This window comes from Bradyrhizobium genosp. L (assembly GCF_015624485.1).
Classification (GTDB): Bacteria; Pseudomonadota; Alphaproteobacteria; order Rhizobiales; family Xanthobacteraceae; genus Bradyrhizobium.
Genome location: NZ_CP061378.1, coordinates 933,955 through 953,123, shown reverse-complemented (window position 1 = coordinate 953,123; position 19,169 = coordinate 933,955). Strand labels below are relative to the sequence as shown.

General features: G+C 65.5%; 18 protein-coding genes. 8 read left to right on the top strand and 10 right to left on the bottom strand.

Going from position 1 to position 19,169, the window contains the following annotated elements:
• Positions 1–2 precede the first annotated feature (2 nt).
• From IC762_RS04410 to IC762_RS04400, 3 genes are all read right to left on the bottom strand, one after another.
• Positions 3–584 (bottom strand): YqaA family protein, encoded by a 582-nt coding sequence (locus IC762_RS04410; protein ID WP_195787430.1) that lies wholly within the window; start codon positions 582–584, stop codon positions 3–5.
• A 157-nt stretch (positions 585–741) separates the two neighbouring features.
• Positions 742–1,140 carry a phosphoribosyl-ATP diphosphatase gene (gene hisE / locus IC762_RS04405; protein ID WP_195787429.1) on the bottom strand — a complete coding sequence of 133 codons (399 nt, stop codon included), beginning with the start codon at positions 1,138–1,140 and terminating at the stop codon, positions 742–744.
• 122 nt (positions 1,141–1,262) lie between these two features.
• Positions 1,263–1,685: a hypothetical protein gene (locus tag IC762_RS04400; protein ID WP_195787428.1), complete on the bottom strand. Its 423-nt coding sequence runs from the start codon at positions 1,683–1,685 to the stop codon at positions 1,263–1,265.
• Positions 1,686–1,922: 237 nt separating this feature from the next.
• Here IC762_RS04400 and IC762_RS04395 point away from each other — a divergent pair, with 237 nt between their 5' ends.
• The 6 genes from IC762_RS04395 (at position 1,923) to IC762_RS04370 (ending at position 9,617) form a co-directional block, all read left to right on the top strand.
• Positions 1,923–2,975, top strand: a complete 1,053-nt coding sequence (locus IC762_RS04395; protein WP_195787427.1) for an ABC transporter substrate-binding protein — start codon at positions 1,923–1,925, stop codon at positions 2,973–2,975.
• 208 nt (positions 2,976–3,183) lie between these two features.
• Positions 3,184–4,962, top strand: coding sequence for a glucan ABC transporter ATP-binding protein/ permease (locus IC762_RS04390; RefSeq protein ID WP_195787426.1), 1,779 nt, complete (start codon positions 3,184–3,186; stop codon positions 4,960–4,962).
• A 200-nt stretch (positions 4,963–5,162) separates the two neighbouring features.
• Positions 5,163–6,596: a D-alanyl-D-alanine carboxypeptidase family protein gene (locus IC762_RS04385; protein WP_195787425.1), complete on the top strand. Its 1,434-nt coding sequence runs from the start codon at positions 5,163–5,165 to the stop codon at positions 6,594–6,596.
• 159 nt (positions 6,597–6,755) lie between these two features.
• Positions 6,756–8,438, top strand: coding sequence for a long-chain fatty acid--CoA ligase (locus IC762_RS04380; RefSeq protein ID WP_195787424.1), 1,683 nt, complete (start codon positions 6,756–6,758; stop codon positions 8,436–8,438).
• Between the two features lie 27 nt (positions 8,439–8,465).
• Positions 8,466–9,023, top strand: a complete 558-nt coding sequence (locus IC762_RS04375; RefSeq protein ID WP_195787423.1) for a DUF924 family protein — start codon at positions 8,466–8,468, stop codon at positions 9,021–9,023.
• A 108-nt stretch (positions 9,024–9,131) separates the two neighbouring features.
• On the top strand, positions 9,132–9,617 hold the full coding sequence (locus IC762_RS04370; protein ID WP_195787422.1) for a peroxiredoxin: 486 nt from the start codon (positions 9,132–9,134) through the stop codon (positions 9,615–9,617).
• A 228-nt stretch (positions 9,618–9,845) separates the two neighbouring features.
• Here the strand turns inward: IC762_RS04370 and rnhA are convergent, their stop codons facing one another.
• The 3 genes from rnhA to ispH are packed head-to-tail and all read right to left on the bottom strand — an operon-like array spanning position 9,846 to position 12,255.
• Entirely contained in the window at positions 9,846–10,298 is a 453-nt protein-coding gene (gene rnhA / locus IC762_RS04365; RefSeq protein WP_195787421.1) for a ribonuclease HI, read from the bottom strand.
• Positions 10,295–11,275, bottom strand: coding sequence for a homoserine kinase (locus IC762_RS04360; RefSeq protein WP_195787420.1), 981 nt, complete (start codon positions 11,273–11,275; stop codon positions 10,295–10,297). The genes rnhA and IC762_RS04360 overlap by 4 nt, the downstream gene beginning before the upstream one ends.
• A 5-nt stretch (positions 11,276–11,280) precedes the next feature.
• Complete coding sequence (ispH, locus tag IC762_RS04355; RefSeq protein WP_195787419.1) at positions 11,281–12,255, bottom strand: 4-hydroxy-3-methylbut-2-enyl diphosphate reductase; 975 nt, start codon at positions 12,253–12,255, stop codon at positions 11,281–11,283.
• A 240-nt stretch (positions 12,256–12,495) separates the two neighbouring features.
• On the opposite strand from ispH, the gene IC762_RS04350 reads away from it, so the two are divergent.
• A complete protein-coding gene (locus IC762_RS04350; RefSeq protein ID WP_195787418.1) occupies positions 12,496–13,191 on the top strand; it encodes a DUF1013 domain-containing protein in 696 nt (231 codons plus the stop codon).
• 79 nt (positions 13,192–13,270) lie between these two features.
• On the opposite strand, the gene IC762_RS04345 is transcribed toward IC762_RS04350, so the two are convergent.
• The 3 genes from IC762_RS04345 to IC762_RS04335 form a co-directional block, all read right to left on the bottom strand.
• Complete coding sequence (locus tag IC762_RS04345) at positions 13,271–13,543, bottom strand: hypothetical protein (protein WP_195789990.1); 273 nt, start codon at positions 13,541–13,543, stop codon at positions 13,271–13,273.
• 314 nt (positions 13,544–13,857) lie between these two features.
• A complete protein-coding gene (locus tag IC762_RS04340; RefSeq protein WP_195787417.1) occupies positions 13,858–15,768 on the bottom strand; it encodes a propionyl-CoA synthetase in 1,911 nt (636 codons plus the stop codon).
• 128 nt (positions 15,769–15,896) lie between these two features.
• Positions 15,897–16,667 (bottom strand): hypothetical protein, encoded by a 771-nt coding sequence (locus IC762_RS04335; protein WP_433995872.1) that lies wholly within the window; start codon positions 16,665–16,667, stop codon positions 15,897–15,899.
• A 133-nt stretch (positions 16,668–16,800) separates the two neighbouring features.
• Between IC762_RS04335 and IC762_RS04330 the strand changes: the two genes are divergently transcribed.
• Positions 16,801–18,345, top strand: coding sequence for a cation:proton antiporter (locus IC762_RS04330; protein ID WP_195787416.1), 1,545 nt, complete (start codon positions 16,801–16,803; stop codon positions 18,343–18,345).
• Between the two features lie 6 nt (positions 18,346–18,351).
• Here IC762_RS04330 and IC762_RS04325 read toward each other — a convergent pair whose 3' ends face one another.
• Complete coding sequence (locus IC762_RS04325; RefSeq protein ID WP_195787415.1) at positions 18,352–19,158, bottom strand: SDR family NAD(P)-dependent oxidoreductase; 807 nt, start codon at positions 19,156–19,158, stop codon at positions 18,352–18,354.
• Positions 19,159–19,169 lie beyond the last annotated feature (11 nt).

Sequence of the window (19,169 nt, the reverse complement as noted above, 5' to 3'; positions counted from 1 at the left end):
GGCTAGATCAGCTTCAATGCGACAACAAACCCCAGCACCAGAACGATCGCGAGCACCGCAACCCACAGGCCGAGCCGCTTCTCGAGCTCCTTGCGGATGAAATCGCCGTAGCGATTGAGCACGACCGCGACGATGAAGAAGCGGCCGCCGCGCGCGACGATCGAGCACAGGATGAACAGCCAGATGTTGTAGCCGGCAAAGCCCGAGGTGATGGTCACGAGCTTGTAGGGGATCGGCGTCAGCCCCTTCAGCAGGATGATCACCGCGCCCCATTGCGCGTAGGACGCGCGGAACGCGTCGACCTTGTCGGTGAGGCCATAGAGGTGCATCAGCCACTGGCCGAGCGAGTCGTAGAGCAGCGCGCCGATCGCATAACCGAGCACGCCGCCGGCCACGGAGGCGACCGTGCAGACGGCCGCGAACCACCAGGCCCGCCGCGGCTGCGCCAGCGACATCGGCAGCAGCATGATGTCGGGCGGAATCGGAAAGAAGGAGCTTTCAGCGAACGCGACGGCGGCGAGAATCCACAGCGCGTAGGGCTTGTCGGCGGCGGCGATGCACCAGTCGTAGATCCGTTTCAACATGGCCGCGATGAACCATCATCGAGCGGATTTGTCCATGCCGGGATTCGACGGATTTGCGGCATGATCCGGAAAAGTGCGAAGCGGTTTTCCGAAAAGACCATGCCCAAACAAAGGGCTAAAGCGCGACGACAATTCGCCCGAATCTCATCGCGATTTATCACTGCCTTTTGCGCAGGCGGCTTTCCAGCGCGTCAATCCGACGGCGGACGACCGGAACGGGCGCGCTTTTGGGCAGCTTGACCGATGTCTTCGGCAGTTTTTCGGCGATCCCCATCAGCCGTTCGCGCCGCTCCATCTCGCGCCAGACATCCTCCGGCTTGACGCCGGCCTCGGCCCACACCACGGCGAGATTATAGAGCAGATCGGCGCTTTCGCGGGCCACGGCGTCCGGCTTGCCGCTGAGGGCGTCGATCACGACCTCGACGGCTTCCTCGGCGAGCTTCTTGGCCATCTTCGCCGGACCGCGCCGAAACAGCCGAGCCGTGCGCGACGTCGCCGGATCGAGATCCTTCGCCGCGATCACCGCCTGATAAAGCCGCTCGATCGAATCACTCATGGCTACAGAACCTAGTCGAAACGCATCGCCAGCGTGTTAACGCCGTGCGCGACAATGAAAAAATCCACCGGCCTGCGAGCCGGTGGATGCGACTTTTGTGACAGTTGCGAGAACCGCTGACCTCAGTACGGCGTGTAGGGCAACGCCGAGCGGCGGCCATAGTAGCCGTGGTAACCATAATACGGTCCGCCACCATAATAGACGGGGCCGCCATAAACCGGGGCCGGCGCGTCATAGTAGCCGTACGAGTCGTAGTAATCGCGGCGGTTCTGGGCCGCGGCGATCGCAAGCCCGGTGCCGACGATGCCGGCGAACACCGCCGCTGCGGCCGCGCCACCACCGCCGCCACGATAGACACGGCGACGCGCACTGATATCGGTCGCACCGCTGGTGCCATGCGACGTCGTCACGGCCGCAGCCTTGCCCGCTGGTGCGGAGCCTGCGAACGCCATCGTCGGCTCAACGGCCGTCAACGCCACGGCGGCGACCGTCGCCAGCGTGGCTGCGCGGCCAATGGACGAAGAAACACCCTTTCGCGCAAACATTGCAGTCTTCCTTTTGTGGAGTCGGCCCGACGGGCCCTGCTTAGCTAACCACACTCTGTAGATTAGGTTCCGCAAACCGAATGCAAGCTGAACAACCTCCGGCAGAATCATGGCAGTCATCCGCCATTCACCTTGCCTGAGGCAAAATGCCTGCAATCGACGCTTGCCATGGCGCATGCGATGTCATGAAACAGGCGCGGCCGGCGCGGCACTTTGTCTCGCCTCCCGGATGTGGTGATGCAGTTCAGTCGGACCACCTTGCTGCGCCTGCTGCTGGCTGTCGTGATCGGCCTTGGCGGCGGCGCGTGGGCTGGCGCAACACGAGTGCGCGCCGCGAGCGATCCGCCGGTCGCGATCCAGTTCACGCTCGATCGTCCGCTTGATGCCGCCGCCGCTCCGTTCGTGATGGCGGCCGCGGGCGGGCTGTTCGGCGCCGCGGGCCTTGCAGTCACGACCAACGTGGCCACCAGCTCGGCGGATGCGATCGCACGCGTCGCCGACGGCGCGAGCGACTTCGCGCTCGTCGACATCAATTCGCTGATCCGGTTTCGCGACAGGCCGGGCGCAGCGCCGGTGAAGGCGGTGTTCGTGCTGTTCAACCAGGCGCCCTACGCAATCGTCGCCCGCAAGAGCCGCGGCATCAAGTCGCTGTCCGACATCGAGGGCAAGAATCTCGGCGTCGCCGAGGGCGACCTGTCGATCCGGTTCTGGCCCGCGGTCGCGCGGCACAACGGAATCAAGCTTTCGAGCGTCAAGCAGAACACGATCAGCGCCGCGGTGCGCGAGCCGATGCTGTCGGCCGGACAGGTCGATGCCGTGACCGGCTTCTCCTATCTGTCGGCGGTCAATTTGCGCGATCGCGGCGTGCCATCAGACGATCTCGCGGTGCTGCGCTTCGCCGACTATGGCTGCGAGGCCTACGGCTTTGCCGTCGTGGCGAGCCCGCGCCTCGTCGCCACCAAGCCGGAGGCCGTGAGGGGCTTCGTGCGTGCGGTGATCGGCGGCACCAACCTCGCCATCAAGGACCCCGCGCGCGCCGCAAACGAGGTGGCGACCCGGATGGACGGCGGATCGCGCGAACTGGAGCTCGAGCGGCTCAACGCCATCATCGGCGACAACATCCTGACATCAGAGGTGAAGCGCAACGGCATCGGCGGCATCGATGCGGCGCGCTTCGAGCGCGCGATCGACCAGCTCGCCGAGGACTTCAAATTCCAGAAACGCCCGCACGCGTCGGAGATTTTCGACGATCAGTTCCTGCCGCCGCGCGATGGCCGGCTGGTGAATTGAAGGGCTCGCTCCGCATTATGCTCGTCATGCCCGGGCTTGACCCGGGCATCCACGTCTTCGGTCAACTGTCGCAAGAAAGACGTGGATGGCCGGGTCAAGCCCGGCCATGACGAGCGAGGCGGGTGGCGGCCCGCTGGCCCTCCACCGCGAACCCTGATTAGATTGCGTCCCGCCTGACTGGCGTTCGCTGCCTGAGAGTCCCGCCGGAATGTCCATGCTCCGCCTCTATTCCCGCGTGCTCGAATTGCTCGGCAAGGAGGCGCGGCTCGGCTGGATCCTGGCCGGCGCCAATCTGCTGCTTGCCGGCGCGCAATTCGCCGAGCCGGTGCTGTTCGGCAAGATCGTCGATGTGCTGTCGGGGCGGCCGGTGACCGGCGTGTTTGCCACCAATTCGGCATGGCCGCTGCTCGCTGCCTGGGCGGCGTTCGGTCTGTTCACGATCGCCTGCAGCGCGGTCGTGGCGCTACAGGCCGACCGGCTCGCGCATCGCCAGCGCCAGGCGGTGCTGACCGGCTATTTCGAGCACATCCTGCAACTGCCGCTGACCTTCCATTCCGGCACCCATTCGGGGCGGCTGATGAAGGTGATGCTGAACGGCACCGACGCGCTGTGGCGGCTCTGGCTCGGCTTCTTCCGCGAGCATTTCGCGGCGATCATGTCGCTGGTCGTGCTGCTGCCGCTGGCGCTCTACATCAACTGGCGGCTCGCGATCCTCTTGTTCATCCTCTGCGTCGTCTTCACGGTGCTGACCACCCTGGTGGTGCGCAAGACCTACGGCATGCAGAGCGAGGTGGAGAACTATTACAGCGATCTCTCGGCGCGCGCCTCCGACGCGCTCGGCAATGTCGCGCTGGTGCAGAGCTTCGTGCGGATCGATTCCGAAGTGCAGGGGCTGCGATTCGTCGCCGACAAGCTGCTCGCGGTGCAGATGCCGGTGCTGTCATGGTGGGCACTGGTCACGGTGATCACCCGGGCCTCCACCACCATCACGGTGCTCGCGATCTTCACCGTCGGCATCGCGTTGCACGACCAGGGCCTGACCACGGTCGGCGAGATCGTGATGTTCGTCTCGTTCGCCACCATGCTGATCCAGAAACTCGAGCAGGTGGTGAGCTTCATCAACAGCGTGTTCATGGAAGCGCCGCGGTTGCAGGAGTTCTTCGACGTGCTCGACGCGGTGCCGGCGGTGCGCGACCGCCCCGGTGCGGTCGATCCGGGCCGGCTCTCCGGCCTGATCGAGTTCGACGACGTCTCGTTCTCCTATGACGGCAAGCGGCCGGCGATCGAGGATCTCTCCTTCACCGCGCTGCCCGGCCAGACCATTGCGCTGGTCGGCTCGACCGGCGCCGGCAAATCCACCGCGATCGCGCTGCTACATCGCGCCTTCGATCCGCAATCCGGCATTATCAAGATCGACGGTATGGACATCCGCGCGATGAAGCTGACGGCGCTGCGGCGGAACATCGGCGTCGTGTTCCAGGAGGCGCTGCTGTTCAACCGTTCGCTGGCCGAGAATCTGCGCGTCGGCAAACCGGATGCGACCGATGAGGAACTGCGTACCGCCGCGAGCCGCGCGCAGGCGCTGGATTTCATCGAGCGCAGCGACAAGAAGTTCGACACCCATGCCGGCGAGCGCGGCCGCATGCTCTCGGGCGGCGAACGCCAGCGGCTGTCGATCGCGCGTGCGCTGCTCAAGGATCCGCCGATCCTGATCCTCGACGAGGCGACCAGCGCGCTCGACGCCGTCACCGAGGCCAAGGTCAACGCCGCTCTCGACGAAGTGATGAAGGGCCGCACCACCTTCGTGATCGCGCACCGCCTCTCCACCATCCGTGACGCCACTCGCATCCTGCTGTTCGATCAGGGGCGCGTGATCGAAAGCGGAACTTTCGATGAACTGGTGGCGAAAGGCGGCCGTTTTGCCGAGCTGGCGCGCGCCCAATTCATGGTTCAGCAACAAGCGAGCGGTAAAAACGGGACGCCATAATTCCGGCTTTCCAATTGAGGCCGCTGCCGAAATTCAGCCCCTTTCATCCACGATTTAATGACCCGGCCTCTGTTCTCGACTGGCAAGCCGGTATAGGGTTTGCAGCGCCGCAAAGCGGCCCCGGACAGGCTTGAAACCCGAACGTCGTATTGCAAAGACCTCCTGCTGCAGGCGGGTCTCAAAGGACCGGAACCGGACACGTGCAATTTCTTCGCCCGCTGCTGCGCCCGTCGTTGAAATGGACTCTCGCCGTCGCGATGCTCGCCATCGCGATGCCGCGTATGGCTACGGCCGAGGCGTTGCTGGTGGTCGAGGCCGATACCGGCAAGGTGCTGCAGGCCGACAATGCGACGATGCCGTGGTACCCGGCCTCGCTCAGCAAGCTGATGACGGCCTATGTGACGCTGAAGGCGGTCAAGGACGGCCGCGTCTCGCTCGACACGCTGGTCACGGTATCGCCGCTCGCCGCCTCGCAGTCGCCCTCGAAGATGGGCTTCCGGCCCGGCACCCAGCTCACCATCGACAATGCGCTGAAGATGATGCTGGTGAAGTCGGCCAACGACATGGCCGTGGTGCTGGCGGAAGGCGTCGGCGGCTCGATCGACGGCTTCGCGGCGATGATGAACCAGACCGCGCAGAAGCTCGGCATGACGCAGACCAGCTACGTCAATCCGAACGGCCTGCCGGCCGACGGCCAGATCACCTCGGCGCGCGACATGGCGATCCTCGCCCGCGCCATCATCCGCGACCTGCCGGAATACGAATATTTCGTCCACATCCCCTCGATCCGCTTCGGCCGCCGCGTCACCCAGAATTTCAACAAGCTGATCGGCCGTTATCCCGGCGCCGACGGCTTCAAGACCGGCTTCATCTGCGCCTCCGGCTACAATCTCGTGGCCTCGGCGACGCGCGACGGCAAGCGGCTGATCGCGGTGGTGCTCGGCGCCTCGTCGGGCCGCATGCGCGCGGTGCGCGCCGCGCAGCTGTTGGATCGCGGCTTCGCCAATAACGGGCTGGCGTGGCTGCGCCCCTCGCTCGGCACCGTGGACAATCTGGCGCCGATCGACGCCTCGCCGCCGAACCTGCGCGACGAGATGTGCGGTCCCAGGCACAAGCGGCCGGCGAGCGACGAGGACGAAGACAGCGTCGCCAGCAACACCGCCGGCAGCTCCAGCGAGGGCGGCGGCAACATGACCTTCTTCGCGAGCGGCCTGCAGGCCGCGATGCCGAAGCCGTCGGAGCTGTTGGACCTGCCGCCGGCGCCGTCCGAGCCGGTCGTGGTCTATACCGGTCCGACCAAGACCGGCGCGGCGCTGGTCGCCGCCGTCGAGGCCGACAGCAAGGAGGCGCAGCCGGCCAAGCGCGGCAAAGCCGGCAAGCGCAGCCGCATGGCAGCAAAGAAGCCCGATGCGGCAGCGGATGCGAAAGGCGACACGAAATCGGACGCCAAGTCGGCCGCGGCCAAGCCCGCACGCCATGCCAACGCGAAGCCGGATGCCGCAGCTGCGAAGCCGGCCGCAAGCAAGCCGAGCGCCGCCGACAAGCCGGCGACCCCTGCCAAGCGGGCCGCGAAGCCCAAATCTGCCGACAAGCCCAAAGCCGAAGCCAAGCCCGACGCCAAGCCGGCCGGTTAACGCAGCTCACACTCCCCCTCCGCGTCGATAGCGCGCAGCGGCTTGCCATCAGCCGCGGCATCGCTCAATACTGCCGAAAATAACGCTGGCCGAAGGCCGGACAACCCGGAGGCGAACCGGGACATCAGGCAGCAGAACTTTAGAGAGGGGAAGCACCACATGGAGCGCATCTGGCTCAAGCACTATCCGGCCGGCGTGCCCGCCGATATCGACGTCACGCAGTATTCGTCGTTGGTCGAGCTGCTGGAGGAGAGCTTCAGGAAGTTCGCCGACCGCAAGGCGTTCATCTGCATGGACAAGGCGATCACCTATCGCGAGCTCGACCAGATGTCGACGGCGCTCGGCGCCTATCTGCAGAGCAAGGGCCTGCAGAAGGGCGCGCGGGTCGCGCTGATGATGCCCAACGTGCTGCAATATCCGATCGCGACCGCCGCCGTGCTGCGCGCCGGCTTCGCGGTGGTCAACGTCAATCCGCTCTACACGCCGCGTGAGCTCGAGCACCAGCTCAAGGATTCCGGCGCGGAAGCGATCATCGTGCTGGAGAATTTCGCCACCACCGTGCAGAAGGTGCTCGCCAACACGCAAGTCAAGCACGTCATCGTCGGCAGCATGGGCGACCTGCTCGGCCTCAAGGGCGTGATCGTCAACCTGGTGGTACGGCGGGTCAAGAAGATGGTGCCGGCGTATTCGATTCCCGGCGCCGTCAGCTTCAACGATGCGCTGTCGGCCGGCCGCGGCACCGGTCTCAACAAGCCGACGCTGACGCTCGATGACGTCGCCTTCCTGCAATATACCGGCGGCACCACCGGCGTCTCCAAGGGCGCGACCCTGCTCCACCGCAACATCCTGGCCAACGTGCTGCAAAACGATGCCTGGCTGCAGCCGGCGCTGGCCAAGCCGCCGATCGTCGAACAGATGGTCATCGTCTGCGCGCTGCCGCTGTATCACGTCTTCGCACTGACCGCGTGCTATCTGCTGGGCATGCGGTGCGGCGGCACCAATCTCCTGATTCCGAATCCGCGCGACATGGCCGGCTTCATCAAGGAGCTGTCGAAGTATCAGGTCAGCTTCTTCCCGGCGGTCAACACGCTCTACAATGGCCTGTTGAACACGCCCGGCTTCGACAAGCTCGACTTCTCCAAGCTGAAGATCGCCAATGGCGGCGGCATGGCGACGCAGAAGCCGGTCGCCGAGAAATGGCTGAAGGTCACCGGCACCGCGTTGTCGGAGGGCTATGGCCTGTCGGAGACCTCGCCGACCCTGACCTGCAATCCCGCGACGATCACCGAGTTCTCCGGGACGATCGGCCTTCCGGTGCCGTCGACCTGGCTCTCGATCCGCGACGACGACGGCAATGAATTGCCGCTCGGCGAAGCCGGCGAGATCTGCGCCAAGGGTCCGCAGGTGATGTCGGGTTACTGGAACCGCCCGGAAGAGACCGCCAAGGTGATGACGGCGGACGGCTATTTCCGCACCGGCGACATCGGCGTGATGGACGAGAAGGGCTACACCAAGATCGTCGACCGCAAGAAGGACATGATCCTGGTCTCCGGCTTCAACGTCTATCCGAACGAGATCGAGGAAGTGCTGGCGAGCCATCCCGGCGTGCTGGAATGTGCCGTGATCGGCGTGCCCGACGCCAAGTCCGGCGAGGCGGTGAAGGCGTTCGTGGTCAAGAAGGATCCGAACGTCACCGCCGAGGACATCATCAAGTTCAGCGCGACGCAGCTCACCGGCTACAAGGTGCCGAAGCAGATCGAGTTCAGGACCGATCTGCCGAAGACCAATGTCGGCAAGATCCTGCGCCGCGAGCTGCGCGACGAGAAGAAGGCTGCGGCGTGAACCAAGGCGACGCGTGCGTTGGACGACATGACTGACACGCGCGTTGCAACGCCGGCCGACATCCTCGCATTCTGGCGCGCGGCCGGGCGCGACGGCTGGTACAAGCGCAACGATGCGTTCGATGCCGAGGTCCGCGACCGTTTCCTCGCCACTTGGGAGCGCGCGGCCGCGGGCGAGCTGTCGTCATGGGAGGCGAGCGACGACGGGGCGCTCGCGCTGGTCATCGTGCTCGACCAGTTTCCCCGCAACATGTTTCGCGGCGACGCGCGGACCTTTTCCAGCGATCCGCTGGCCCGCGCGGTGGCGGGCCGCGCCATCGACCGTGGCGTCGATGCGCGGATCGAACCGCTGCTGCAGGAATTCCTCTATCTGCCGTTCGAGCATTCCGAAGAGCTGGCCGACCAGGAGCGCTGCGTCGCGCATTTCCGGAAGGCCGGCGGCAATCCCGAGACCCTGCAATACGCCGAAGACCACGCCGACATCATCCGCCGGTTCGGCCGTTTCCCGCACCGTAACCGGGTGCTGGGCCGGGACATGACGCCGGAGGAGCAGGCCTTCCTGGATGGCGGCGGATTTTCCGGCTGATGACGGAACGGTGACCACCATCCGGCATTGCCGTTCTTCCGCCAGCTCATATTGTGCGGTTTCGCTGCCGGGTTTAAGACAGGTTCCGCTTCACCGAGGGAGAATGACATGACGATCAACGTTGGCGACAAGCTGCCGGAAACCAAGTTTCGCGTGATGACCGCCGAAGGGCCGCAGGTCAAAAGCACCGACGACATTTTCAAGGGCAAGAAGGTCGCCCTGTTCGCGGTGCCCGGCGCCTACACCGGCACCTGCCACAAGATGCATCTGCCGAGCATCTTCCTCAACGCCTATGCCATCAAGAACAAGGGCGTCGACACCATCGCGATCGTCTCGGTCAACGACGCCTTCGTGATGAACGCCTGGAAGCGCGACACCGACGAGCGCGACGAAGCCACCTTCCTCGCCGACGGCAATGCCGATTTCACCAAGGCGATCGGCATGGAGCTCGACGCCTCCGGCAACGGGCTCGGCATCCGCTCCCACCGCTACTCGATGTTGGTCGAGGACGGCGTGGTGAAGAAGCTCAACAAGGAGCCCGCCCCGGGCAAGGTCGAGGTCTCCGGCGGCGACACGCTGCTCGGGCAGCTCTAACCCCACCCGTCATTGCGAGGAGCAAAGCGACGAAGCAATCCATGCCGCAACAAGCGGAAAGATGGATTGCTTCGCTACGCTCGCAATGACGAGTTGAGATGGCGGCCCAAAAACACTGTCGTCGCCCGGCTTGACCGGGCGATCCAGTACGCCGCGGCCTCTCGCTCTACGACTGCTGTCTCTGGAATACTGGATCGCCCGCATTCGCGGGCGATGACAGTTTTGGGGTTACCCCTTCAGCTTCGCCATCGCCACGCCTTCGCGCGCCAGCTCGTCGGCGCGTTCGTTTTCGGCGTGGCCGGCGTGGCCCTTGATCCAGTGCCAGCGCACCTCGTGCGGCTTCAGCGCGGCGTCGAGGCGCTGCCACAGCTCGACATTCTTGACCGGCTTCTTGTCCGCGGTGCGCCAGCCATTGCGCTTCCAGCCGTGGATCCAGCCGGTGATGCCCTGACGAACGTACTGGCTGTCGGTGGTGAGATCGACCACGCAGGGCTTCTTCAGGGCTTCCAGCGCCGAGATCGCCGCCATCAGCTCCATGCGGTTGTTGGTGGTGTGGGCCTCGCCGCCCTTCAATTCCTTCTCGACCTCGCCGAACCGCAAGATCGCGCCCCAGCCGCCCGGTCCCGGATTTCCGGAGCAGGCACCGTCGGTGAAAACGATCACATGCGGCTTGTCGCTCACGCCGCGCACCCGGCCGCGGTGATGCCATAGTCGTTGATAGCAGCGACATTCTGCTGGAAGCGCAGCTTGCGGACATATTCCAGCGGGTCCTTCGGCTGCACCAGCGCGCCCGCGGGGACATTGAGGAAATCGACCAGGCGCGTCAGCAGGAAGCGCAGCGCGGCGCCACGCGCCAGCAGCGGCAGCGCGGCCTCCTCCGCTTCAGACAACGGCCGTTCGCGGCGATAGGCGTTGAGCAGCGCCCGCGCCTTGGTGACGTTGAAGGAATGATCCGGCTCGAAGCACCAGGCGTTCAGGCAGATCGCGACGTCGTAAGCCAGGATATCGTTGCAGGAGAACGGAAAGTCGATCAGGCCCGACAGATGATCGCCGAGGAAGAAGACGTTATCCGGGAAGAGATCGGCGTGAATCACGCCGACCGGCAAATCCGTCGGCCAGCTGGCTTCGAGATGACCGAGTTCGCGCGCGATGAAGTCGGAGAGGCCCGCCTGCACGCTGTCGGCCCGCGCGGCGGCGAGATCGAACAGCGGCCGCCAGCCGGACACCGACAGCGGATTGGTCCGCGCCAGCGGAAAGTCGCGGCCGGCCAGATGCATCTTCGCCAGCGCCTCGCCGACCCCGGTGCAATGCACGACGTTCGGCCGGCGCGGCCACATGCCTTCGAGGAAGTTGATGATCGCGGCCGGCCGGCCGGCGAGCCGGCTATAGACCTCGCCCTTGCGATTGCGCGCCGGCTGCGGGCAGGAGACGCCGCGCGCGGCGAGATGGCCCATCAGCGACAGGAAATACGGCAGGTCGTCCTCCGCCACGCGCTTCTCGTAGAGCGTGAGGATGTAGGCGCCCTGGCTGGTGTGCAGCAGGAAGTTCGAGTTCTCGACACCCTCGGCGATGCCCTTGTAGGACAGCAGTTCGCCGATGTCGTAGCTTTTGAGGAATTCCGCGAGGTCTTCGGCGGCAACGTCGGTGTAGACCGCCATATGGTCTATTCCGCCGCGGCCGCGTCGGGCCGCAGCGAACGCGGCAGCGGGAAGAACTCGTTCTCTTCCGCAGCCGAGACCGTCTCCACGTGAAGCTCGTAGCGTTCCGCGAAGGCGCCCATGATCTCCTCGACGATCACCTCCGGCGCCGAGGCGCCCGCGGTGATGCCGAGGCTCTTGATGCCCTCGAAGCGGCTCCAGTCGATGTCGCTGGCGCGCTGGGCAAGCACCGAAACCGGACAGCCCTCGCGCTCGGCGACCTCGCGCAGGCGCTGCGAGTTCGACGAGTTCGGCGCGCCGACCACGATCAGCGCATCGACCACCGGCGCCACCTTCTTCACCGCAAGCTGGCGGTTGGTGGTGGCGTAGCAGATGTCTTCCTTGTGCGGCCCGTTGACGTTCGGGAAGCGCTCCTTGAGCAGCGCCACGATCTCGGCGGTGTCGTCGATCGACAGCGTGGTCTGGGTCACGAAGGCGAGGTTGTTGGGGTCCTTCGGCATGAAGGTCTTGGCATCCTCGGCGGTCTCGATCAGGGTGACGGCGCCGACCGGCAACTGGCCCAGCGTGCCGACCACCTCCGGGTGATGGGAATGCCCGATCAGCAGGATCTCGCGGCCGCGCTTGAAATGGATCGCCGCCTCGCGGTGCACTTTCGTGACCAGCGGGCAGGTCGCGTCCAGCGAGAAGAAGTTGCGGGATTTGGCCTCGGCCGGGACCGATTTCGGAACCCCGTGGGCCGAGAACACCACCGGCGCGTTGGTATCGTCGGGGATTTCGGCCAGTTCCTCGACGAAAATGGCGCCCTTGGTCTTCAGGCTGTCGACCACATACTTGTTATGGACGATCTCGTGCCGGACATAGACCGGCGCGCCATAGATGGTGAGCGCCCGTTCCACGGTGTCGATGGCACGGACCACCCCGGCGCAGAAGCCGCGGGGGGAACAAAGCACGATTCTCAGATCGGGTTTTTTCGCTGACATCGGGACGTCTCGGGGCTGTCTCGGGGCAATTTCGCGACCGAATCACCCCTCGCCGACGGGCGGGAAACGGCCAATACGGGGTAGGACTTGGGACTGCTTTCGGGCGCTGTCAAGGCGATTTTGCTGGCCCATTGCGCCATTCCCCCCCGAGGGTCTATATAGGCGCATAATTCCCGTCATCACCGATGACTACCAGCTTCGCCTCTACCGAGGTGGGCGAAGCACAAAGGAGATTTGCCTATGAGCAACGCACCGCTGATGCCGAAGGCGACTGCCGTGTGGTTGGTCGACAATACCGCCCTGACTTTCGATCAGGTCGCCGATTTCACCAAAATGCACCCCCTCGAGGTCCGTGCCATCGCCGACGGCGACGCCGCCCAGGGCATCAAGGGCATGGACCCGATTTCGAACGGACAATTGACCCGCGAGGAGATCGAAAAGGGCGAGCGCGACCAGAACTACCGCCTCAGGCTGCAGGAGAGCAAGGTGGTGCTGCCGACCGCCGCCAAGAAGAAGGGCCCGCGCTACACCCCGGTGTCGCGCCGCCATGAGCGTCCGAGCGCCATTCTCTGGCTGGTGCGCAACCATCCCGAGCTGAAGGACGCCCAGATCATGCGCCTGGTCGGCACCACCAAGACCACGATCGCCAGCGTCCGCGACCGCACCCACTGGAACGCCTCGACCTTGACGCCGATGGACCCGGTGACGCTCGGCCTGTGCTCGCAGATCGAGCTCGACTTCGAGGTGCAGCGCGCCGCCAAGGAGAAGCCCGCCACCACCGTCTACGGCGGCGCCACGCTGCTGCCGGCCTCCGAGACCACGCGCCGGGAAGAGCTCGACGATCAGCCGATCGAGAAGCACGACGATCTCAACGTCGATGCCGTGTTCGCCAAGCTGAAGACCATCGGCGGCAAGAAGGCCGACGACGAGGAGTAAGCCGCGCGAGCTTTCGCGAGGGTGACGAAACGCGGCGGGGGCAACCTGCCGCGTTTTTTGTTTGGAGCGGTTGGGCAGCTCAGTGCACGTCCGGATGGTTCATCATGTACTCGCCGAGATCGCGCTGGCGGCGATCGGAGCGAGCTTCGGCGTTCGAGCGCTGCACGTCGCGGTCCTTGCGGCAGGCGATGTATTCGGAGGAGCCCTGCTTCACCTTGCCGTTGGCCTGGCAGTACAGATCGTCATCGCCCATGCTTTCGGCGACCGGCGAGCTGCCGCGCTCGAGGCAGCCCGCCAGCAGCGGCAGCGCGAGCAGCAATGCGAGGGGCACGCGGGCGGAAAAGGGGCGCATCAAGGGGGTCCGTAGCTCGTGGCGTCGTAAGGCCGGAATGACCCGGCAATCCATCAAAATCAAGGCCGTTTTGCTTCCGGACGCGTTGCCGAGTTGCGCGATCGTGTGCTCGTCGATGATCTCGCCCGGGGCCACCCCTCTCCCCAACCCTCCCCCCGCAAGGGGGGAGGGAGCCCGACCGGCGTGCTCACCTTACGCACGACTGGCGGAAGCACTGACGTGAGGAAAGCACCGGCGGATGGGTTCCCTCCCCCCTTGCGGGGGAGGGTTAGGGAGAGGGGTGCCACACGGCACGCTCTCTCCACCTCAAGCAGCTACACCTTCCCCTTCAGCGCCTCGCCGATTTCGTCGAGCACCTTCGGGTCTTCGATCGTCGCCGGCATGGTCCAGGGTTCGCCGTCGGCGATCTTCTTGATGGTGCCGCGCAGGATCTTGCCGGAGCGGGTCTTGGGCAGCCGCGCCACCGTGATCGCGAGCTTGAACGCGGCGACCGGACCGAGCTTCTCGCGCACCAGCGCCACGACGTCCTTCTCGACATCGTCAGGGCGCTTGGTCACGCCGGCCTTCAGCACCAGGAAGCCGCAGGGCACCTCGCCCTTGATCGCATCGCGGATGCCGAGCACCGCACATTCGGCGACGTCGGGATGCGAGGCCAGGATCTCTTCCATGCCGCCGGTGGAGAGCCTGTGGCCGGCGACATTGATGATGTCGTCGGTGCGGCCCATCACCCAGACATAGCCGTCCGCGTCCTTGTAGCCGGCATCCGAGGTCTTGTAGTAGCCGGGGAATTCCGAGAGGTAGGCTTCCCGAAAGCGTTCGTCCTGCTGCCACAGCGTCGGTAGGCAGGCCGGCGGCATCGGCAGCTTGATCACGATCGAGCCCATGGTGCCGGCGGGCAGCGGCTTGGCAGATTCGTCGACCACGTCGACCTGGTAGCCCGGCATCGGCACCGTGGGCGAGCCGTGCTTGACCGGGAGCTGGCCTAGACCGACCGGATTGCCGGCAATGCACCAGCCGGTCTCGGTCTGCCACCAGTGATCGATCACCGGCACCTTCAACTGCGCTTCCGCCCACTCCACCGTCGGCGGATCGGCACGCTCGCCGGCGAGGAACAGGGTGCGGAAGCGCGACAGGTCGTACTTCCCGATCAGCTTTCCTTCAGGGTCTTCCTTCTTGATGGCGCGGAACGCGGTCGGCGCGGTGAACAGCGCCACGGCCTTGTGCTCCGAGATCACGCGCCAGAACGCGCCGGCATCGGGCGTGCCGACCGGCTTGCCCTCATACATGATCGAGGTCGCGCCATGCAGCAGCGGGCCATAGACGATGTAGGAGTGGCCGACCACCCAGCCGATATCGGAGCCGCACCACCAGACCTCGCCGGGCTTGACGCCGTAGAGATTGTGCATCGACCATTTCAGCGCGACGAGATGTCCGCCATTGTCGCGCACCACGCCCTTCGGGATGCCCGTGGTGCCGGAGGTGTAGAGGATGTAGAGCGGATCGGTGGCGAGAACCGGCACACAGGGCGCGGCCTTGCCGGCATCGCGCGCGGCGCGGCGCAGCGCCGCCCAGTCATGGTCGCGACCGGCGGTCAGCTCGCAGCCGTGCTGCGGCCGCTGCAGGATGATGCAGGCGTCCGGCTTCGCGCCCGCCTGCCGGATCGCCTCGTCGAGCAACGGCTTGTAGTGCACGATGCGCCCGGGCTCGAGCCCACAGCTTGCCGAGAAGATCAGCTTCGGTTTCGCGTCGTCGATCCGGCTCGCCAATTCCTTGGCCGCGAAGCCGCCGAACACCACGCTGTGCACCGCGCCGATCCGCGCGCAGGCGAGCATCGCGACCACGGCCTCCGGCACCATCGGCATATAGAGGATGACGCGGTCGCCCTTGGCGACGCCGAAATCCTGCATCACCGCGGCCAGCGCCTGCACCTCGCGCAAAAGCTCGGCATAGGTGAATTTGGTGATCGTGTTGGCGAGCGTGGAATCGTGGATCAGCGCGACCTGGGAAGCTCTGCCGCCGGCGACGTGGCGATCGAGCGCGTTGTAGCAGGTGTTGACCACGGCGCCGGTGAACCAGCGCCCGTAGGCGCCCATCGTGGGATCGTAGACCTTCCTGGCCGGCTCGATCCAGTCGATCTCGCGCGCAGCCTCCGCCCAAAACCCCTCGGGGTCCCGCAGCGAGCGGGCGTACACCTCATGATACCGGCTTTGCTGCTGGATGGTCATCGTGCTTCTCCCTAGCGCATCTCTTCTCGTCATGGCCGGGCATGACGACGACGGATGGCAACTCTGTTTGAGGGTCATTGTCATGCGACGACCCAATAATTCAAGCCGGAATCGCACCGACCTTGGCACTAGCGGCCGTCGGCTCCGTTGACCTGCTGCAGCCGCTCGCGCATCTCATTCTCCAGATCGTAGCCCGGTTTGCCAAACTCGGCATTGCGGCGGGCGATGAACTGATCCTGCACGCGCTGCAGCTCGCGCGCCTGGTGCGGGTCTTGCGCGGCGCGGACCGCGCGAAACGTCGCGGCACCGATCTCGCGATCGAGATCGGCAAGCGCGGCATTAGCGCAGATCGCCTTCTCCACCGCACTGCGCGCCCTGCGACAATCGAAGCTGGGCTTGCCGGCGACCGCCATCATGGCGCCGATCCGCTCCAGCTCCAGCGACAGCGATTTGTAATTGGCCTTGGCGGCGGCGTGATCGGGGCTGAGCTTGACCGCCGCGCCGAAATCCATGATCGCCTTGCGCCGATCGCCCTTGCGGCGCCACAGCTCGCCGCGCGCATTGTAGGCATCGGCGAGCGAGGAATCGAGCCTGAGCACGGTGTCGTAATCGGCGATCGCGCGATCGATCAGCTGCTTGCGGTCGTAGGCGGCAGCGCGCGCCGTCAAGGCCTTGATGCGATCGGCCTTGGTCACCTTCTCGTTGTCGATCAGCGCGCTACAAACGTCGACGGTCTTGTCGTCATCGGCCGCTGCGACGGCGGCAATGCAGGGGCCAGGGTCAGCCTGGACGTCCTTGCCCGGCTCGCTGCCCGTTGCGCGCGCGGCATCGATCCCGAATGCGCATGACAGGCAAGCGTAGATCAGCGCCATCGCGAGACCTGTCAAGTTGCGTCGCATCCGCATCGCAGCCAAGGTGTCATTCTCCCGCTCTCGAACCAGCGATCCGGTCCATCGGCAGCACACGATTTGCCGCCAAACCACACACCGGATTATACGTCAATGGCGACGATCGGTTGCACGGGGGTCAGGCTTGCTCACATTCGAATGGATCATTGGGCTTCTGCTCGCGGCCGTGGCGCTGTCGGCACTGGCACGCAAGATCAAGGTGCCCTATCCGACCTTCCTTGCGATCGGCGGCGTCGCGCTGGCGTTCCTGCCGTCGGGCCCGTCCTGGGCGCTGGAACCGAAACTGGCGCTGGCGCTGTTCCTGGCCCCTGTGCTGCTCGACGCCGCCTTCGACACCTCGCTGCGTGACCTCCGCAACAACTGGCTGCCGGTCTCGACCCTGGTGCTGGTCGCGGTCGGCGTCACCACGGTGGCGGTCGCAGTGGTCGCGCGCTGGCTGCGGCCGGACATGCCATGGCCGGTCGCGATCGCGCTCGGCGCCATCGTCGCCCCGCCCGACGCGGCCGCGGCCACCGCGATCCTGCGCCAGGTCAAGCTGCCCTACCGGATCCAGAAGATCCTCGAGGGCGAAAGCCTGCTCAACGACGCAAGCTCGCTGCTGGTCTATCGCGTCGCCGTCGGCCTGGTCGCGGCCGAGCACATGAAGGTGCGCGAATTCGTGCCGGCGCTTGCGGTGGCGCTGCTCGGCAGCCTCGCCGCCGGCTATTTGTTCGCGCAGCTCTGGATGATGGTGACCCGCCGCATCACCGAGGCGCCGAGCGCGATCATCACGCAATTCGGCGGCACCTTCATGGTGTGGATCATAGCCGAGCATGTCGGGCTGTCCGGCATCCTCACCATCATCGCCTATGCGATCACCATCGCCCGCACCGCGCCGGGCCGCACCTCGGCGCGGTTGCGCGTATCGTCCTATGCGGTGTGGGAAACCGTCGTGTTCGTGCTCAACGTGCTGGCCTTCATGCTGATCGGCATGCAGCTGCGCCCGATCTGGGCCGAGCTCGACGATGACGTGCGCTGGAAGTATTGCACCTTCGCCGGCACCATCCTCGCCGTCGTGATCATCGCCCGCATCCTGTGGGTGATGCCTTATGGCGCGTTCCTGCGTGCCCTGAAGGCGCGCGGCGTGCTGCCCGCGCATATCGTGGCAGCGGTGCCGGACCTGAAGCGCGGCATCATCGTGTCCTGGTGCGGGATGCGCGGCATCGTCACGCTGGCTGCCGCGTTCGCGCTGCCGGAGTATTTTCCCTATCGCGACCTAATCCTGCTGACGGCGTTCGCCGTGGTGCTGGGCTCGCTGGTGATCCAGGGCCTGACCTTGCGGCCGCTGATCATGGCGATGAAGTTCGACGACGACGATCCGGTCGGGCGCGAGGCCGCGCACGCCCGCAGCATGGCCTTCCGTGCCGCGCTGGACGAGATCGACGCCGACCCATCGGAGGAAGCCGAGATCCTGCGACTGGAATACCGCGCCGTGCTGATGCGTGCCGAGAGCGATCCCGATGGCGGCCTGTTCTCGCGCGAGCTGCCGGCCGATCCGCTGCGCCGCCGCGCCGTTGCCGCGGCCCGCCAGGCGCTGCTCAATCTGCGCCGCACCGAGGCGATCGGCGACGACGCCTTCCATCTGGTCGAGGAAGAGCTCGACCGCGTCGAGCTCAGCGTGGAAGCGTGATCGACTTCAGGCACCCGACTTCGAGGTGATGCCGCCGTCGACCACGAGCTCGATGCCGGTGACATATTTCGATTCGTCCGAGGCCAGGAACAGCGCGGCGTTGGCGACGTCCCAGGCTTCGCCCATATGCCCCATCGGCACTTGCGCGTCGCGGGCGCGCCACATCGCTTCGACGTCGCCCTTGGCGTAGCTCTGCGCCAGGCCAGCCGAATGTTCGACCATCGGCGTTTTCATCAATCCGGGCAGGATCGCGTTGACGCGGACATGCTTGGACGCGAACTCGACCGCGGTCGAGCGCGTCATCTGGTTCATCGCGGCCTTGCTCGCGTTGTAGCTGACATAGGAAATGCCGACATGACGGATCGAGGCGATCGAGGAGATGTTGATGATCGAACCGCCGCCCTGTTCGATCATGACGGGGATGACGTGCTTCATCGACAGGTACGCGCTCTTGAGGTTGACGGCAAACACACGGTCCCATTCCGTTTCCGCGACCTCGACGACGCTGCCGACCTCGGCGATGCCGACATTGTTGTCGAGCACGTCGATGCGGCCATAAGTCCTCAGGCAGGCCGCGACCATCGCCTCGACCTCGGCGGCACGCGAGACATCGGCGGTGAACGCGGTCGCCTTGCCGCCCTCGCCTGTGATGATCTTCACCGTCTCTTCGGCCGCGGCCCCGTTGCGATCGACGCAGAACACGCTGGCGCCCTCGCGCGCAAAGGTAACGGCGGTCGCCTTGCCATTGCCCCAGCCCGGCCCGATCGAGCCCGCCCCGACCACCATCGCCACCTTGCCCTTGAGCCGATCCATCGGTTTCTCCC